General features: G+C 73.0%; 14 protein-coding genes. 7 read left to right on the top strand and 7 right to left on the bottom strand.

From position 1 onward, the window contains the following. Positions 1-51: 51 nt before the first annotated feature. Complete coding sequence (locus ACFVHB_RS28400) at positions 52-1,002, bottom strand: pirin family protein (protein WP_380327899.1); 951 nt, start codon at positions 1,000-1,002, stop codon at positions 52-54. 124 nt (positions 1,003-1,126) lie between these two features. After that, positions 1,127-1,633 (bottom strand): SseB family protein, encoded by a 507-nt coding sequence (locus ACFVHB_RS28395; RefSeq protein WP_380327897.1) that lies wholly within the window; start codon positions 1,631-1,633, stop codon positions 1,127-1,129. Between the two features lie 215 nt (positions 1,634-1,848). On the opposite strand from ACFVHB_RS28395, the gene ACFVHB_RS28390 reads away from it, so the two are divergent. After that, positions 1,849-3,678 carry an acyl-CoA dehydrogenase gene (locus ACFVHB_RS28390; protein WP_380327895.1) on the top strand — a complete coding sequence of 610 codons (1,830 nt, stop codon included), beginning with the start codon at positions 1,849-1,851 and terminating at the stop codon, positions 3,676-3,678. 366 nt (positions 3,679-4,044) lie between these two features. After that, a complete protein-coding gene (locus ACFVHB_RS28385; RefSeq protein WP_380327893.1) occupies positions 4,045-5,358 on the top strand; it encodes a M18 family aminopeptidase in 1,314 nt (437 codons plus the stop codon). Positions 5,359-5,453: 95 nt separating this feature from the next. Here the strand turns inward: ACFVHB_RS28385 and ACFVHB_RS28380 are convergent, their stop codons facing one another. Together ACFVHB_RS28380 and ACFVHB_RS28375 are read right to left on the bottom strand one after the other, a co-directional pair. Next, a complete protein-coding gene (locus ACFVHB_RS28380; protein ID WP_380327891.1) occupies positions 5,454-7,280 on the bottom strand; it encodes an NHL domain-containing thioredoxin family protein in 1,827 nt (608 codons plus the stop codon). An 89-nt stretch (positions 7,281-7,369) separates the two neighbouring features. After that, complete coding sequence (locus ACFVHB_RS28375) at positions 7,370-8,506, bottom strand: acyltransferase family protein (protein ID WP_380327889.1); 1,137 nt, start codon at positions 8,504-8,506, stop codon at positions 7,370-7,372. Between the two features lie 320 nt (positions 8,507-8,826). On the opposite strand from ACFVHB_RS28375, the gene ACFVHB_RS28370 reads away from it, so the two are divergent. Beyond that, positions 8,827-9,249, top strand: a complete 423-nt coding sequence (locus ACFVHB_RS28370) for a DUF350 domain-containing protein (RefSeq protein ID WP_380327887.1) — start codon at positions 8,827-8,829, stop codon at positions 9,247-9,249. Between the two features lie 60 nt (positions 9,250-9,309). Here ACFVHB_RS28370 and ACFVHB_RS28365 read toward each other — a convergent pair whose 3' ends face one another. Then, positions 9,310-10,365 (bottom strand): aldo/keto reductase, encoded by a 1,056-nt coding sequence (locus ACFVHB_RS28365; protein ID WP_380327885.1) that lies wholly within the window; start codon positions 10,363-10,365, stop codon positions 9,310-9,312. A gap of 194 nt (positions 10,366-10,559) precedes the next feature. Here ACFVHB_RS28365 and ACFVHB_RS28360 point away from each other — a divergent pair, with 194 nt between their 5' ends. Both ACFVHB_RS28360 and ACFVHB_RS28355 read left to right on the top strand, forming a co-directional pair. Beyond that, positions 10,560-11,582 (top strand): hypothetical protein, encoded by a 1,023-nt coding sequence (locus ACFVHB_RS28360; protein WP_380327883.1) that lies wholly within the window; start codon positions 10,560-10,562, stop codon positions 11,580-11,582. A gap of 187 nt (positions 11,583-11,769) precedes the next feature. Then, entirely contained in the window at positions 11,770-12,693 is a 924-nt protein-coding gene (locus ACFVHB_RS28355; RefSeq protein ID WP_380327881.1) for a class I SAM-dependent methyltransferase, read from the top strand. A 47-nt stretch (positions 12,694-12,740) separates the two neighbouring features. Here the strand turns inward: ACFVHB_RS28355 and ACFVHB_RS28350 are convergent, their stop codons facing one another. Both ACFVHB_RS28350 and ACFVHB_RS28345 read right to left on the bottom strand, forming a co-directional pair. After that, complete coding sequence (locus ACFVHB_RS28350) at positions 12,741-13,061, bottom strand: DMT family transporter (RefSeq protein ID WP_380327879.1); 321 nt, start codon at positions 13,059-13,061, stop codon at positions 12,741-12,743. 55 nt (positions 13,062-13,116) lie between these two features. Next, positions 13,117-13,530, bottom strand: coding sequence for a DMT family transporter (locus ACFVHB_RS28345; protein WP_380327877.1), 414 nt, complete (start codon positions 13,528-13,530; stop codon positions 13,117-13,119). Between the two features lie 122 nt (positions 13,531-13,652). Between ACFVHB_RS28345 and ACFVHB_RS28340 the strand changes: the two genes are divergently transcribed. Beyond that, a complete protein-coding gene (locus tag ACFVHB_RS28340; RefSeq protein ID WP_380327875.1) occupies positions 13,653-14,111 on the top strand; it encodes a MarR family winged helix-turn-helix transcriptional regulator in 459 nt (152 codons plus the stop codon). 47 nt (positions 14,112-14,158) lie between these two features. After that, entirely contained in the window at positions 14,159-14,488 is a 330-nt protein-coding gene (gene cutA / locus ACFVHB_RS28335; RefSeq protein WP_380327873.1) for a divalent-cation tolerance protein CutA, read from the top strand. Positions 14,489-14,542: the final 54 nt, after the last annotated feature.

Raw genomic sequence — 14,542 nt, 5'->3', positions numbered from 1 at the left:
GGTGCGGACGGGAACACCCGTCCGCACCGGCCGCCCGTGCCGGTCACCGCCTCAGGAGGCCGGGATGGTCCCCAGCCGGCCGGCGTGGAAGTCCTCCATCGCCTGCTGGAGTTCGCGGTGGCTGTTCATCACGAACGGGCCGTAGTGGGCGACCGGCTCGCGGATCGGCTGCCCGCCGAGGAGGACGACCTCGAAGTTGGCGCTGCGGGTGTCCTGGGCGTCGTCGGCCCGGATGGTGAGCGAGTCCCCATCGCCGAAGACGACCGCCTGTCCCATGTGGAACGGGCGCCGCTCCGCCCCCGCCGAACCGCTGCCGGCGAGGCCGTACGCCAGGCCGTTGAAGTCGGCCCGCCAGGGCAGGGTGACCTGGGCGCCGGGGTTCACGGACACGTGGATCATCGTGATGGGCGTGTGCGTGGCGCCGGGGCCCCGGTGGCCGGCGATGTCACCGGCGATCAGCCGGACGAGCGCGCCGCCGTCCTCCGACGCGAGCAGCTTCACGCTGCCGCCCCGGATGTCCTGGTACTTCGGCGCGATCATCTTGTCCGCGGCGGGCAGGTTCACCCACAGCTGCAGCCCGTGGAACAGGCCGCCGGACATGACGAGCGACTCCGGCGGGGTCTCGATGTGCAGCAGGCCGGAGCCGGCCGTCATCCATTGGGTGTCGCCGTCGGTGATGACGCCACCGCCCCCGTGCGAGTCCTGGTGCACGAAGGTGCCGTCGATGATGTAGGTGACCGTCTCGAAGCCCCGGTGCGGGTGCCAGGGGGTCCCCTTCGGCTCTCCGGCCGCGTAGTCCACCTCGCCCATCTGGTCCATCATGATGAACGGGTCCAGGTACTTCTGGTTGATCTTGGCGAAGGCGCGGCGGACGGGGAAGCCCTCGCCCTCGAAGCCTTCCGGCGCGGTCGAGACGGCCAGCACCGGGCGCGGCCGGGCGCCTTCGGCGGGAGCCGCGACGCGCGGCAGAACGAGCGGGTTTTCGACGGTCACGGCGGGCATGTCGGCCTCCTCCGGGGGGTTCCTCTGGCCTACGTCCACGAGATTAGTTCAATCCTCAACAAGAAGCAAGTTGAACTTTGAACTATGTGGGGACGGCTGAGCCGCGCTGCACCTCCATGGTGGTCTAGCCGTACATCCGGCGCATGGTGAAGTCGACCATCTGCTCGACCGCCTTGGCGTCGAACACCATCCGGTGCTCGCCCTCCATGTCCAGCGCGAAGCCGTAGCCGGTCGGCAGCAGGTCGAGGACCTCGGCGCCGGTGACGGTGAAGTGCTTGGAATCCTTGCCGGCGTACCGGCGCAGCTCCTTCAGCGAGCTGAACATCGGGATGACCGGGGTCGGCGTGTTGTGCAGCGCCAGGAAGCCGGGCCGGTCGCCGCGCGGGCAGTGCACCTTCGAGGTGATGAAGATGGCCTGGAAGTCCTCCACCGCCATCGACCCCGTGGTGAAGGCCCGGACGGCGTCCGCGAGCGACGGCGGCGACGGCTCGGGGTAGAGGGACTGCTGCTGCGACGCCTGCGGCTGCTCGCCGTACGGGCCGGGGCCGGGCATGCCGTTCATTCCCGGCTGCGGTCCCGCCTGCTGCTGGTAGGGATCGCCCGGGTATGCGTTCTGGTCATAGCCGTACACACGGACAGGCTATCGGGAGCGCACCCGCCCGCGCTGGCGCCGATCCTGACAAGGAGTGGTCGCCCCGCCTTGTGGGACGTGACCACGTTCATAGCGGATTCACCGCCAGGGGCTTGAAACAAGTTACCGCTGGGTAGCATCATGATGCCTACTGGTGGGTACGGGGCGCCCGAACGCGGCGGTCTCCCGGAAGCGACGAACCGGAGAAAACGGCCATGGGTCACTACAAGTCCAACCTGCGGGACGTGGAGTTCAACCTCTTCGAGGTGTTCGGCCGCGACCAGGTGTACGGCACCGGACCGTTCGCCGACATGGACGTCGAGACCGCGAAGAACATCCTGAGCGAGATCGCCCGTCTGGCCGAGAACGACCTCGCCGCGTCCTTCGCCGACACCGACCGCAACCCGCCGGTCTTCGACCCGGAGACCAACACCGCGCCGATCCCGGCCTCGTTCAAGAAGAGCTACCAGACCTTCATGGACGCCGAGTGGTGGCGCCTGGGCATCCCGGAGTCGATCGGCGGCCAGGTCACCCCGAACTCGCTGATCTGGGCCTTCGCCGAGCAGATCCTCGGCTCGAACCCGGCCATCTGGATGTACTCCTCCGGCCCGGCCTTCGCCGGCGTCATCGCCGAGGAGGGCACCCCGGAGCAGCTGGAGATCGCCAAGCGGATGACCGACCGCCTCTGGGGCTCCACCATGGTGCTCACCGAGCCCGACGCGGGTTCGGACGTCGGCGCCGGCCGCACCAAGGCGATCAAGCAGGAGGACGGCTCCTGGCACATCGAGGGGGTGAAGCGCTTCATCACCTCGGGCGAGCACGACATGTCCGAGAACATCATCCACATGGTGCTGGCCCGCCCCGAGGGCGGCAAGCCGGGCACCAAGGGCCTGGGCCTCTTCATCGTCCCGAAGTTCGACTTCGACTGGGAGACCGGCGAGCTCGGCGAGCGCAACGGCGTCTACGCCACCAACGTCGAGCACAAGATGGGCCTCAAGGCCTCCAACACCTGCGAGATGACCTTCGGCGCCAAGCACCCGGCCAAGGGCTGGCTGCTCGGCGAGACCGTCGACGGCATCCGCCAGATGTTCAAGATCATCGAGTTCGCCCGCATGATGGTCGGCACGAAGGCCATCGCCACCCTCTCCGCCGGCTACCTGAACGCCCTCGAGTACGCCAAGGAGCGCGTGCAGGGCGCCGACATCTCGCAGTTCCTGGACAAGACCGCCCCGCGCGTCACCATCACCCACCACCCGGACGTGCGCCGCTCGCTGCTGACGCAGAAGGCCTACGCCGAGGGCATGCGCGCGCTGGTCCTGTTCACCGCGTCCACCCAGGACGACATGCTGGCCGCCAAGCTGCGCGGCGAGCGCGACGAGGCCGCCGAGCGCCTGAACGACCTGCTGCTGCCGATCGTCAAGGGCTACGGCTCCGAGAAGTCCTACGAGCAGCTCGCCCAGTCCCTGCAGACCTTCGGTGGCTCCGGCTACCTGCAGGAGTACCCGATCGAGCAGTACATCCGCGACGCCAAGATCGACACCCTGTACGAGGGCACCACCGCGATCCAGGGCCAGGACTTCTTCTTCCGCAAGATCGTCAAGGACGGCGGCCAGGCGCTCACCGCGCTGTCCGAGCAGATCCAGAAGTTCCTCGCCACCGCCGAGGGCGGCGACGCCCTGGCCGCCGAGCGCGAGCTGCTCGCCAAGGCCGCCGGCGACCTGGAGGCCATCGTCGGCAAGCTGCTGGCCGACCTCTCCTCGGTCGAGCAGGACGTCAAGAACATGTACAAGGTGGGCCTCAACACCACCCGCCTGCTGCTGGTCTCCGGCGACGTCGTGGTCGGCTGGCTGCTGCTGCGCCAGGCCGCGGTGGCCCTGGCCAAGCTGGAGGCCGGCGCCTCCGAGAAGGACGTCCCCTTCTACCAGGGCAAGGTCGCCGCGGCCCGCTTCTTCGCGAAGAACGTGCTGCCGACCATCACCCCGCAGCGCCTGATCGCCGAGGGCATCGACAACGAGATCATGGAGCTGGCGGAGGAGGCGTTCTGACGACGCCCGCCCGTCACGCGCGGCCCGCCCTTCCCGGGCGCGCCGCGCGCGGCACCTCCTCGACCGCCTGACCCACCCTCACGCCGGAGGGCCCGGTTCTCCGACCGGGCCCTCCGGCGTTTTCCGCGCCTCCGGAACGGCCGCCGTGAGGCGGCGTCAGCCGGCGCCGCGGGGCCTGCGGATGACCCTGTGCGACGGGTATGCACCGTTCGGTACGCGTACGTCTGGTGGAGGGAGTTCACGTTTCTGTCAGCGTTGTGCATCCGTTGGGGCGTTCCGAGTGTCATGTCCGTGTACGGGCATATGCTCAGGGGGCGAAGCCGACTCCCTGACCGGCTTTCGGCCCTCCCTCGACCCAGGAGCAGCATGTCGACCGCCGCCCGCCCGGCCTTCTTCGACCGGACGCACACCGATGACCTGATCGCCTTCCTCGGTACCTCACCGTCGCCGTACCACGCGGTCGCCAGCGCCGCGGAGCGGCTGGAGAAGGCGGGTTTCCGGCAGGTCGCCGAGACGGACGCCTGGGACGCCGTCGCCGGTGGCCGCTACCTGATCCGGGGCGGCGCGCTGATCGCCTGGTACGTGCCGGAGGGCGCCGGGCCGGAGACGCCGTTCCGCGTGGTCGGCACCCACACCGACTCGCCGAACCTGCGGGTCAAGCCGCTTCCGGACACCGGCTCCGCCGGGTGGCGGCAGGTCGCGGTGGAGATCTACGGCGGCGTGCCGCTGAACACCTGGCTCGACCGGGACCTCGGCCTGTCCGGGCGGCTCGCGCTGCGCGACGGCAGCCGCCGGCTGGTGCAGCTGGACGAGCCGCTGCTGCGCGTGCCGCAGCTGGCGATCCACCTCGACCGGCAGGTCAACGAGGGGATGAAGCTCGACAAGCAGCGCCACCTCACCCCGATCTGGGGCCTGGGCCCGGTCGACGAGGGCTCGCTGATCGCGTACGTCGCGCAGCGGGCCGGCGTCGAGGCCGCCGACGTGGCCGGCTGGGACCTCATGACGCACGACGTGCAGCCCGCCGCCTACCTGGGCCGCGACCGCGAGCTGCTCGCCGGTCCGCGGCTGGACAACCTGCTCTCGGTGCACGCCGCCACCGCCGCCCTGGCCGCCGTGGCCACCGCGGCCGCGACGGACGGCCTCGCGCTGCCGTACATCCCGGTGCTGGCCGCCTTCGACCACGAGGAGACCGGCAGCGAGTCGGACACCGGCGCGCAGAGCCCGCTGCTCGGCAACGTGCTGGAGCGCACCGTCCACGCCCGTGGCGGCAACCCCGAGGACCGCGCCCGGGCGCTGGCCGGCACCGTGTGCCTCTCCTCCGACATGGGCCACGCCGTCCACCCGAACTACAGCGAGCGGCACGAGCCGGGGCACCACCCGATGCCGAACGGCGGGCCGATCCTCAAGGTCAACGTCAACAACCGGTACGCCACCGACGGCGTCGGCCGGGCGGTGTTCGCGGCGGCCTGCGAGAAGGCCGGCGTGCCGTGGCAGACCTTCGTCTCCAACAACGCCATGCCCTGCGGGACGACGATCGGCCCGATCACCGCGGCCCGCCTCGGCATCGCCACCGTGGACTGCGGCATCGCGGCGCTCTCCATGCACTCGGCGCGCGAGCTCTGCGGCGCGGAGGACCCGTACCTGCTGGCGAGCGCGATCAAGGCCTTCCTGGAGGGCTGAACGGGCTGAAGGCGTGTCCGACGCGCCCAAGGACGGGGACGGGGCCCGCACGCGACGTGCGGGCCCCGTCCCCGTCCGGCTGTGGCGCTCCGGGCCTACTCCATGCCGGCCAGCACCAGCGGCAGCCGGCGCGCGCCGTCCGCGGCCAGCTTCACCGGCACGCCCCAGTCCTGCTGGTGGACGTGGCAGGCCGGGTACTCGATCTCCGGGTCGTCGTCGCAGGACGCGGCCATCGCCGAGACGTGCAGCACGCCCTCGGCCACCAGGTCGGAGAGCACCAGCTCGCGGGAGAGCGCGGAGTCCGCGCCGGCACCGGAGACCAGCAGCTCCGGCGGGGTGGAGCTGACCAGCAGCCGGGTGGACGGGCCGTAGCGCTCGTCCAGCTTCTGGCCGGTCGGCGCCCGGAACACCACGTCCAGCCGGAACGCGCCCGGTGCGACCTCGGTGGCGGCCCGCTGGGTGCGGTGCGCGACCGACTCGACCCGCACCGCCTCCTCGGGCAGCCGCAGCCTGGTCAGCCGGTGGCGGGCCGACTCGACCACCACGATGTCGCCGTCCACCAGGACGGCCCCGGACGGCTCGCGCAGGTCGGTGGCCAGCGTGCTGACCTCGCCGCTCGCCGGGTCGAAGCGGCGCAGCGCGTGGTTGTAGGTGTCGCTGACCGCGATCGAGCCGTCGGGCAGCACGGTGACGCCGAGCGGGTGCTGGAGCAGCGCCTGCCCGGCCGCGCCGTCGCGGTGGCCGAAGTCGAACAGGCCGGTGCCGACGGCGGTGTGGACGGTCCTCGTGTCCCGGGCGACCCAGCGGAGCGCCGAGGTCTCCGAGTCGGCGACCCAGAGCCGCTCGCCGTCCGCCGAGACGGCCAGGCCGGAGGGCTGGGCGAACCAGGCCTCGGCGGCCGGACCGTCGACCAGGCCCTCGTTGGTGGTGCCGGCCGCGACGCCGACGGTGCCGGCCTGCGGGTCGTACGCCCAGAGCTGGTGGACGCCGGCCATGGCGATCCACACCGTGCCGTCGAACCAGGCGACGTCCCACGGGGAGGAGAGGTCCACGTCGCGGGCCGGGCCCTCGGTGGCGGAGCCCTGCCACCACTGCTTGCCGGTGCCGGCCAGGGTGGTCACCCGGCCGTCCGCGAGCCGGACGCCGCGCAGCGCGTGGTTGACGGTGTCGGCGACGATCACGTCGAAGCCCAGCTCGTCACGGGCGGGGCCGGGCAGCAGGGCCAGCCCCTGCGGCTCGCTGAACCGGGGGTCGGTGCCGTCCACCAGCCCGCGCACGCCGTCACCGATCCGGCGGACGACCGTCTCGCCGTCCTCGGCCAGCTCGACCAGCGAGTGGTGGCCGGAGTCGGCCACCAGGTAGTGGCCGTCCGGCAGCCGGAGGGCCTTGCCGGGGAACTTGAGGGCGCCCTCGGTGGGCTCGGGCGCCACGTACGGGCCGTCGCCGCGGCGCAGCGTGCCCTTGGCGGCGTGCTCGGCCTCCAGCTCCTCCACCAGCCGCGCGATGGCGTGGGCGTGCCCCTCGCCGGCGTGCTGCGCGACCACGTACCCCTCCGGGTCGATCACCACCAGCGTCGGCCAGGCGCGGACCGCGTACTGCTTCCACGTCGCCAGTGCCGGGTCGTCCAGCACCGGGTGGTGCACCTCGTACCGCGCCACGGCGTCCACCACGGCCTGGTGGTCGGCCTCGTGCACGAACTTGGGGGAGTGCACGCCGACGATCACCACGGTGTCGCGGTGCTTCTCCTCCAGCTCCCGCAGCTCGTCCAGGACGTGCAGGCAGTTGATGCAGCAGAAGGTCCAGAAGTCCAGGATGGTGATCTTGCCCCGGAAGTCGGCGAGCGTCAGCTCCTTGCCGCCGGTGTTCAGCCAACCGCCTGCCCCGACCAGCTCGGGGGCGCGTACACGTGCACGAGATGCCATAACCCCATCAAACCGCACGGGGGGTGTTCGCATTCCGGGTGGCCGCCGCGAACCCCGCGCTCGGGAGCCCCGCGCTCGGGAGCCCCGCTCTACCGCGGGCGGCCGGCCAGGGCCGGTTCGGTGGGGGATCCGGTGCCGGGCTGCCGGGCGGGGGCGGCCGGGCGGTCGCCGGTGGAGCGGCGGTCGAGCCACGCGATCAGGCGGCGGCCGACCTCGATCATCGGCGTCTCCACCCGGCGGTGCAGCGCGTCGGCGGCGAACAGCGCGACCGCGCAGGCGGCGGCGGCGAACTGCGGGGTCTGCCCGGGGATCCACGGCGCCAGGGCGGCGGTGACGGGCACGGCGGAGGCCTGGAGCAGGTAGAGGCCGTAGGAGCGCTCGCCGACGAAGACCAGCGGGCGCTGCGAGAGGATCCAGCGGCCCGGACCGGGGCCCAGCAGGGTGGGCAGCAGGAGGGCGACGCCGATGCCGTAGAGGAAGATGGCGGGCGGTTCACCGCCGAAGTGGGCGGTCAGCCGCGGCAGGTTCCAGTGCAGGACGAGGAACCCGGCGCCGACCGGCAGCCCGACGGCCGGGTGGGTCAGCGGGCTCATGACCGCGAAGCCGCGACGGCTGTGCAGCACGACGGCGAGCAGGGCGCCGATCAGCAGCACCGAGTAGTGCAGCCCCATCCCCTTCCAGATCTCGTTGTACGGCACGAGGGTGAGGACGATGGCCGCCACGGCGAGCGGGATGCGCAGGCGGTGGGAGACCAGGCTGACCAGGATCAGCGCGAGCGGCCAGACCAGGTAGAACTTCTGCTCGATGCCGATGGTCCAGGTGTGCAGGTACGGGGTGTCCCCCGCCAGGTGGTACTCGTTCATGAAGCCGAGGTAGTGCGGCAGGTGGTCCATCAGGACGTTCCAGCCGTACCCGGACCGGTAGACCGCGATCATGGTGATCAGCAGTCCGATGTAGTACAGCGGCACTATGCGGAAGATCCGCCGGAGGTAGAAGTTCCGCAGCGAGATCCGCCCGGTCCTGTCCTTCTCACGGAGCATCAGCGTCGTGATCAGGAAGCCGGAGAGGACGAAGAAGGTGTGGACGCCGATCCAGCCGGAGAGGAACCGGGACTGCGGGCCGCCGTAGTGGAAGAAGACCACGATCACGGCGGCGATGGCGCGCAGGCCGTCCAGTGCGTCGAACCTCCTCATCGCGAGGAATTCGGCGTGGGTCAGTCTGCGCATGGCGGGTCTCCGGGCAGGACGGGGGCGCCGTCGGGGCACCTGCGGGGGGCGCCCTCGGTCAGGGCACCGACATCATGACCGACCCTGACGGTTCTTGACCATCCGGTGGTGGACTGTGACGGTTCCGTGTGCGGCGGACCGTCGGGCCGGGAGACCCGGGGAGGCGTCGGCCCTCGGCGGATGACGCGCGGGAGGAGGCGGCGCCCTCCCGGCCGAGCAGCGGCCCGGTACGGGAGGGGCCCCGGTTCCCTGCCCGGGCCGGGGTGCCATGGGATATGTTTTGCCGATCTTTGACCGACGGACCCCGGGGGCAGACAACCGTGAACGACATCCTGCACGGACTCGGCGTGGCGGCCGCCTTCGGCGGCGTCGGCGTGTTCCTGCTGCTCCTCGGCGTCGGCCTGGTGGACGTGCTGACGCCCGGGAAGCTGGGCCACCAGATCTGGGTCGAGCGCAACCGCAACGCCGCCGTGCTGCTCAGCTCGGCGCTGCTCGGCATCGGCGGCATCGTCTTCACCGCGATCCTCTACACCTACGAGGACTTCGGGAAGGGCCTGCTCTCCACCGTCTGCTTCGGCCTGCTCGGGCTGGTGCTGATGGCCGTCGCGTTCTGGGTGGTGGACCTGCTCACGCCGGGCAGGCTCGGCGCCATCCTGGTCGACCCCGAGCCGCACCCGGCGGTCTGGGTCTCGGCCAGCTGCAACCTCGCGGTCGCGGCCATCGTGGCCGCGGCGATCGCCTGACGGCACCCGCCTCCGAGGCTCTGCCTTCGAACCCCCGCCCGCGGGGCGCCGGGACGGACCCTAGCCCGCCGAGCGGTCGGTGACCGGGCGGCGGCGCTGGGCCGGGTCGCTGAGGGTGTGCGGCTGCCAGGCGCCGTCCGGGTGGTAGAGGTCGGTGCCGGGCGGGACGATCGCGTCGATCCGGTCGAGAGCGGCGTCGTCCAGGACGAGGTCGGCGCCCTTGAGGGCGGCCGCCAGCTGCTCCCCGGTCCGCGGGCCGATGATCACCGAGGTGACCGCCGGGTGGGCCAGCGGGAAGGCCAGCGCCAGCTCGGGCAGGGTCCGGCCGAGCTCCTCGGCGAGCGCGGTGAACTCCTCGACGGCGTCCAGCTTGGCCGCGTTGCCCGGCAGCGCCGGATCGAACCGGGCCGGGGTGAGGGCGGCCCGGCCGGTGCCGAGGTCGATCGGCCGCCCCTTGCGGTAGCGGCCGGTGAGGAAGCCGGAGGCGAGCGGGCTCCAGGTCAGCGCGCCCATGCCGAGCCGCCGCACCACCGGCAGCACGTCCCGCTCGACGCCGCGGGCGAGCAGCGAGTACGGCGGCTGCTCGGTGCGGAAGCGCGGCAGGCCGCGGCGTTCGGCGACGTGGTGGGCCTCGACCAGCTGCTCGGCGGGGAAGGTCGAGCAGCCGAAGGCGCGGATCTTGCCCGCCCGGACGAGGTCGCCGAGCACCGAGAGGGTCTCCTCGACGTCGGTCGTGTGGTCGGGCCGGTGGACCTGGTACAGGTCGATCCAGTCGGTCCGCAGCCGCCGCAGGCTCTCCTCGACCTCGCGGACGATCCAGCGCCGCGAGTTGCCGCCCCGGTTGCGGCCCTCGCCCATCGGGAAGTGCACCTTGGTGGCGAGCACGACGTCCTCGCGGTTGCCCCGGCTCTGCAGCGCCTTGCCGACGATCTCCTCGGACTCGCCGGCCGAGTACATGTCCGCGGTGTCGACGAAGTTGACGCCCTCGTCGAGGGCGGTGTGGATGATCCGGGCGCAGTCGTCGTGGTCGGGGTTGCCGACCGCGCCGAACATCATCGTGCCGAGGCAGTAGGCGCTCACCTCGATGCCGGTGCCGCCGAGGACGCGGTAGCGCATGGTTCAAGTCCCCCTGGTCTGGTGGTTGCCGCCCGTCCCGGTCGGGACCGCGGTGCTCAGGCCCCGACGCTAGAGGCTGGAGTGCGCTCCAGGGCAAGGCCGTTCCGCCCGGGCGCGGCCCGTCCCCCCGGAGGGGGAGCCGGTCCTCCGGGCGGCCGAGGTCCGGGCGGGGCGGCCGGTGCGAGCGTGGGGGCATGACGACGGGTCGGTGGCAGGCGGGACGGGCGGCGGGCGGCCGGGGCGCGCCCGGGTGGGCGGGGGACGGCTCGGGGCTGGCCGTTTGGGGCGGGGCGTACGCGGGCTTGGGGGCCGGCTACGCGGGGAGCGGGACGGCGCTGTTCGGCGCGGTCTGGACGGGGTGGGCGGTCGCGGCGGTCGGCGTCGCCGCCGCCCTCGCCGGGGCGGTGGTGCGGGTGCGGGGGCCGCGGCCACTGCTCCGGCCGGTGCTCTGGGCGCTCTGCGGGCTGGCCGTCGCGGGGGCGTTCGGCCTGCTGATGGACGTCATCACGCTGGTCTTCGGCCAGGGCGTGGACAGCGGGCCGGGCGCGGCCCAGCACGCGTCGTCCGCGCTCGGCGCCGTTCTGCTGGCGGCCACCGCCGGCACCGGCCGGCCGGGCGTTCGGACGGCCGCGGACCCGCACTCCGCCCTGGCCCCGGTGCCGACCGCGGCCCCGGTGCCGACCGCGGCCCCGGGGCCGGTCCAACTCGCGGCGCTGTCCGGGACCTTGGCCTTCGTGCCGTACATCGGGATGAAGCTGACCTGGGCGCTCGGCGGCACCTTCGCCGGCCTCAGCGGCGCCGAGACGCTGGCCGCTGCGAAGCGCAACGGCGCCTCCGGGCTCTGGCTCACCCTGCAGTCCTGGGGCGTGGACGGGACCGCGCTGCTGGCGGCGCTCGGCGTGTTCCTGCTCTGGGGCCTGGTCCGCCCGTGGGGGCTGGTCTTCCCGCGCTGGACCCTGCCGCTGCGCGGCCGCCGCGTCCCGCGCTGGCTGCCGCTCACCCCCGCTCTGCTCGGCGCCGCCACGCTCGCGCCGTACGGGATCTTCGGCGTCGGTTACTCGGCGCTCGCCACGACGGGCGTGGTGACCGTGCCGCGCGGGGACTTCCCGACCGAGGCGGACGTGCTGCTGGTCTGCTGGATCGGCCTCGGTGCCTTCGCCGTCTACGGCGTGGCCCTGGCGGTCGCCGCCCGCTCGTACTGGCGCCGCTCGGGCTGACGGCTTCGGCCTGACGCCGTCGGCCTGACCGCCGAGGCGACCGTTTTGCGGAACCGGCAACAAAGCTTGCCGCCGCCTCGGGGGCCGTCGCAGCCTGGCGGTGGAGGTGGCCGCCGCACGAGGACGTCGACCAGGCGCTCACCGCCGCCTCGCTGTGAAGCCGGCCCCGATCCGAACGGAGTACGCCATGCGCACCCCCGCCCAGCACCACGGCCACCAGGGCCACGCCCACCACGCCCACCCCGGCCCGCACGATCACCACGCGTCCTCGGCCGACACGGACTGGTCGGCGCTCGCCGTCCTCCTGGAGCGCGAGGGCGAGCTGCACACCCCCGCCTTCACCCGCGCCGCGCAGTGGCTGAGCGACCTGCTGGACGGCGCCCCCGTCGGCCGGGTGCTCGACGTGGGCAGCGGCCCGGGTGTGGTCGCGGGCCTGCTGGCCGACGCCTTCCCGGCCGCCGAGGTGGTCGCCGTCGACCGGTCGCCCGCCCTGTTGGAGCGCGCCCGGACCCGCTCCGGCGGCCGGCTCGCCACCCGTCAGGCGGACCTGCCGGCCGAGTTCGGCCTGCTCGGCACCGCCGACCTGGTCTGGTCGTCCAACGCCGTCCACCATCTCGGGGACCAGCAGGCCGCGTTGACCGCCCTGGCCGGCGCGCTGCGCCCGGGCGGTCTGCTCGCCGTCGCCGAACGCGGGCTGCCGCTGCGCTTCCTGCCGCGCGACATCGGCCTCGGCCGCCCCGGACTGCAGGCCCGGCTGGACGCCGCGCACGAGGACGCCTTCACCGCGATGCGCGCCGAACTCCCGGGTGCCACGGCCGAGGTGGAGGACTGGCCGGCCATGCTGGCCGGGGCCGGCCTCGTCCCGGCCGGTTCGCGCACCTTCCTGGTGGAGTGGCCGGCCCCGCTGCCGGCCGCCGCCCGCGAGCACCTGCACGCCCAACTCGACCGGCGCCGCGCGCAGGTGGCCGGGGGCCTGGACGCCGAGGACCTCGCGACCCTCGACGCCCTGCTGGACCGGGACGCCCCGACCGGCGTCCTCAACCGGCCCGACGCCTTCTACCTCACCGCCGTCACCGTGCACACCGGCCGGAAGGCGGCCGACGCGGGCTGAGCCGACGGCGGGGACGGGGTGGGCGCCGGCCGGGCCGCCCGCCGCCGTCAGAACCCGGACGCCAGCTTCAGCGTGACGGCGCCCGCGATGATCGAGGCGAAGGAGAGCAGCTTCGGCAGGGTGATCCGCTCCTTGTAGAGCAGGGCGCCGAAGACGACGGTGCCGATCGAGCCGAGCCCGGTCCAGATGGTGTACCCGACGCTGACGTCCAGCGTCCGCAGCGCGAGGCTGAGGGTGAAGATGCCGCCCGCGGCCGCGACCAGGGTGAGGACGGACGGCCAGAGCCTGGTGAAGCCGTGCGTGGCGTTGGTGCCGAGGGCGAAGGCGATCTCGAAGACGACGGCGATCGCGAGGAAGAGCCAGGCCATGGTGGTGCACTCCTTCGTGGGACGGGCGGGGCTTGGTGGTGGCGGGAGCCGGGGGTCAGCCGACGGGCTGGTGCCGGGGCGTCGGGCTCGCCGGCTGCTCCGAGGCCCGCCCGGTCGCCCGCGCGGCCGCCGGTCCGTCGGCCGCCGTGCCGAACCGGTCGGCGAGCTTCAGGCCGAGCACCCCGCCGATGATCAGGACGAAGGCGACGACCTTCCCGGCGTTCATCGATTCGTCGAAGATCACCGTGCCGAGGACGACGGTGCCGACCGAGCCGATCCCGGTCCAGACGGTGTAGCCGACGCCGACGTCGAGGGTCTTGAGGGCGAGGCTGAGGAAGAAGATCCCGCCCGCGGCGGCCGCGGCCGTCAGCAGGGACGGGCCCAGCTCGGTGAAGCCGTGCGTGGCGTTGGTGGCGAGCGCGAAGACCACCTCGAAGACCGAGGCGATGAGCAGGTAGATCCAGGCCATGGGAACGGAAACCCCCCGGGTCGCAGTCATTGCATGTATGTGCAAATTGTTTCCGGCTGGGCAAGAGCATGCATGTACAAGTAACCTGTGTCAACCGTCGCACCCGGTGAGGAGCCGCCCCCATGTCCACGGAACCCAGCCCCACCAGCGGTGATGCGGACGCCCGGATGTGGAGCCGGCTCACCGCTCTGCACGCCCACGTCGAGGGGCGCCTCGCCACCGCCCTCCAGCGCCGGCACGGCCTGGGGCTCTCCGAGTACCGCGCCCTCGGCTTCCTCGCCGAAGCCCCCAGGGGCGAGCTGCGCATGCAGGACCTCGCCGCCGGGCTCGGCCTCAACCAGAGCTCGGTCACCCGTCTGGTCGCCCGCCTGCACGCCGCGGACTTCAGCTACCGGGACTCCTGCCCCGACGACAAGCGCGGCGTCTACACCGTCATCACCGCCGCCGGCCGCGCCCGCCACCAGGAGGCCCGCACCACCTACGAGGAGACCCTCAGCGCGGCCCTGGACGAGGAGGTCGCCGCCGCCCCCGACCTCGCCCCGCTGCTCGGCACGGCCCGCAGCTCCCTGGGGCGGGGCTGACCGGCCCGCTGCTCCCCGGGGCGACCGGCGCGCGGTACCGTCGCGGCATGCCGGCAACCACCCCTGACGTCGTCGTGGTGACCACCACCCACGCAACCGAGGACCAGGCCCGCGCCCTCGCCGCCGCCGCCGTCCGCGAGCGCCTGGCCGCCTGTGCGCAGGTCCAGCCGATCCGCTCGCTCTACTGGTGGGACGGCGAGGTCCAGGACACGTCCGAGTGGCGCGTGGACCTGAAGACCCGCGCCGACCTCGCCGACCGCCTCACCGCCTTCATCGGGGCGCACCACGACTACGACACCCCGGAGGTGGTCGTCGTCCCGGTGACCGGCGGCAGCCCGGCCTACCTGCGGTGGGTCGCCACCGAGACCGCCGGCTGACCCCCGGCCACCCGGCCGGGGGTCGGTCACTCGCCCGATGCCGGCCGCCCGACG

It is taken from the genome of Kitasatospora sp. NPDC127111, assembly GCF_042677465.1.
In the GTDB taxonomy this organism is placed as follows: Bacteria; Actinomycetota; Actinomycetes; order Streptomycetales; family Streptomycetaceae; genus Kitasatospora.
The sequence above is the reverse complement of the archived record's forward strand: the minus strand, read 5'-3'. Positions and strand labels throughout refer to the sequence as shown.

Coding starts and splice junctions, on each gene's coding strand:
- ACFVHB_RS28400 (WP_380327899.1), bottom strand. CDS start 1,002: ATGCCCGCCGTGACCGTCGAAAACCCGCTCGTTCTGCCGCGCGTCGCG.
- ACFVHB_RS28390 (WP_380327895.1), top strand. CDS start 1,849: ATGGGTCACTACAAGTCCAACCTGCGGGACGTGGAGTTCAACCTCTTC.
- ACFVHB_RS28385 (WP_380327893.1), top strand. CDS start 4,045: ATGTCGACCGCCGCCCGCCCGGCCTTCTTCGACCGGACGCACACCGAT.
- ACFVHB_RS28380 (WP_380327891.1), bottom strand. CDS start 7,280: ATGGCATCTCGTGCACGTGTACGCGCCCCCGAGCTGGTCGGGGCAGGC.
- ACFVHB_RS28375 (WP_380327889.1), bottom strand. CDS start 8,506: ATGCGCAGACTGACCCACGCCGAATTCCTCGCGATGAGGAGGTTCGAC.
- ACFVHB_RS28365 (WP_380327885.1), bottom strand. CDS start 10,365: ATGCGCTACCGCGTCCTCGGCGGCACCGGCATCGAGGTGAGCGCCTAC.
- ACFVHB_RS28360 (WP_380327883.1), top strand. CDS start 10,560: ATGACGACGGGTCGGTGGCAGGCGGGACGGGCGGCGGGCGGCCGGGGC.
- ACFVHB_RS28355 (WP_380327881.1), top strand. CDS start 11,770: ATGCGCACCCCCGCCCAGCACCACGGCCACCAGGGCCACGCCCACCAC.
- ACFVHB_RS28350 (WP_380327879.1), bottom strand. CDS start 13,061: ATGGCCTGGCTCTTCCTCGCGATCGCCGTCGTCTTCGAGATCGCCTTC.
- ACFVHB_RS28345 (WP_380327877.1), bottom strand. CDS start 13,530: ATGGCCTGGATCTACCTGCTCATCGCCTCGGTCTTCGAGGTGGTCTTC.
- ACFVHB_RS28340 (WP_380327875.1), top strand. CDS start 13,653: ATGTCCACGGAACCCAGCCCCACCAGCGGTGATGCGGACGCCCGGATG.
- cutA (WP_380327873.1), top strand. CDS start 14,159: ATGCCGGCAACCACCCCTGACGTCGTCGTGGTGACCACCACCCACGCA.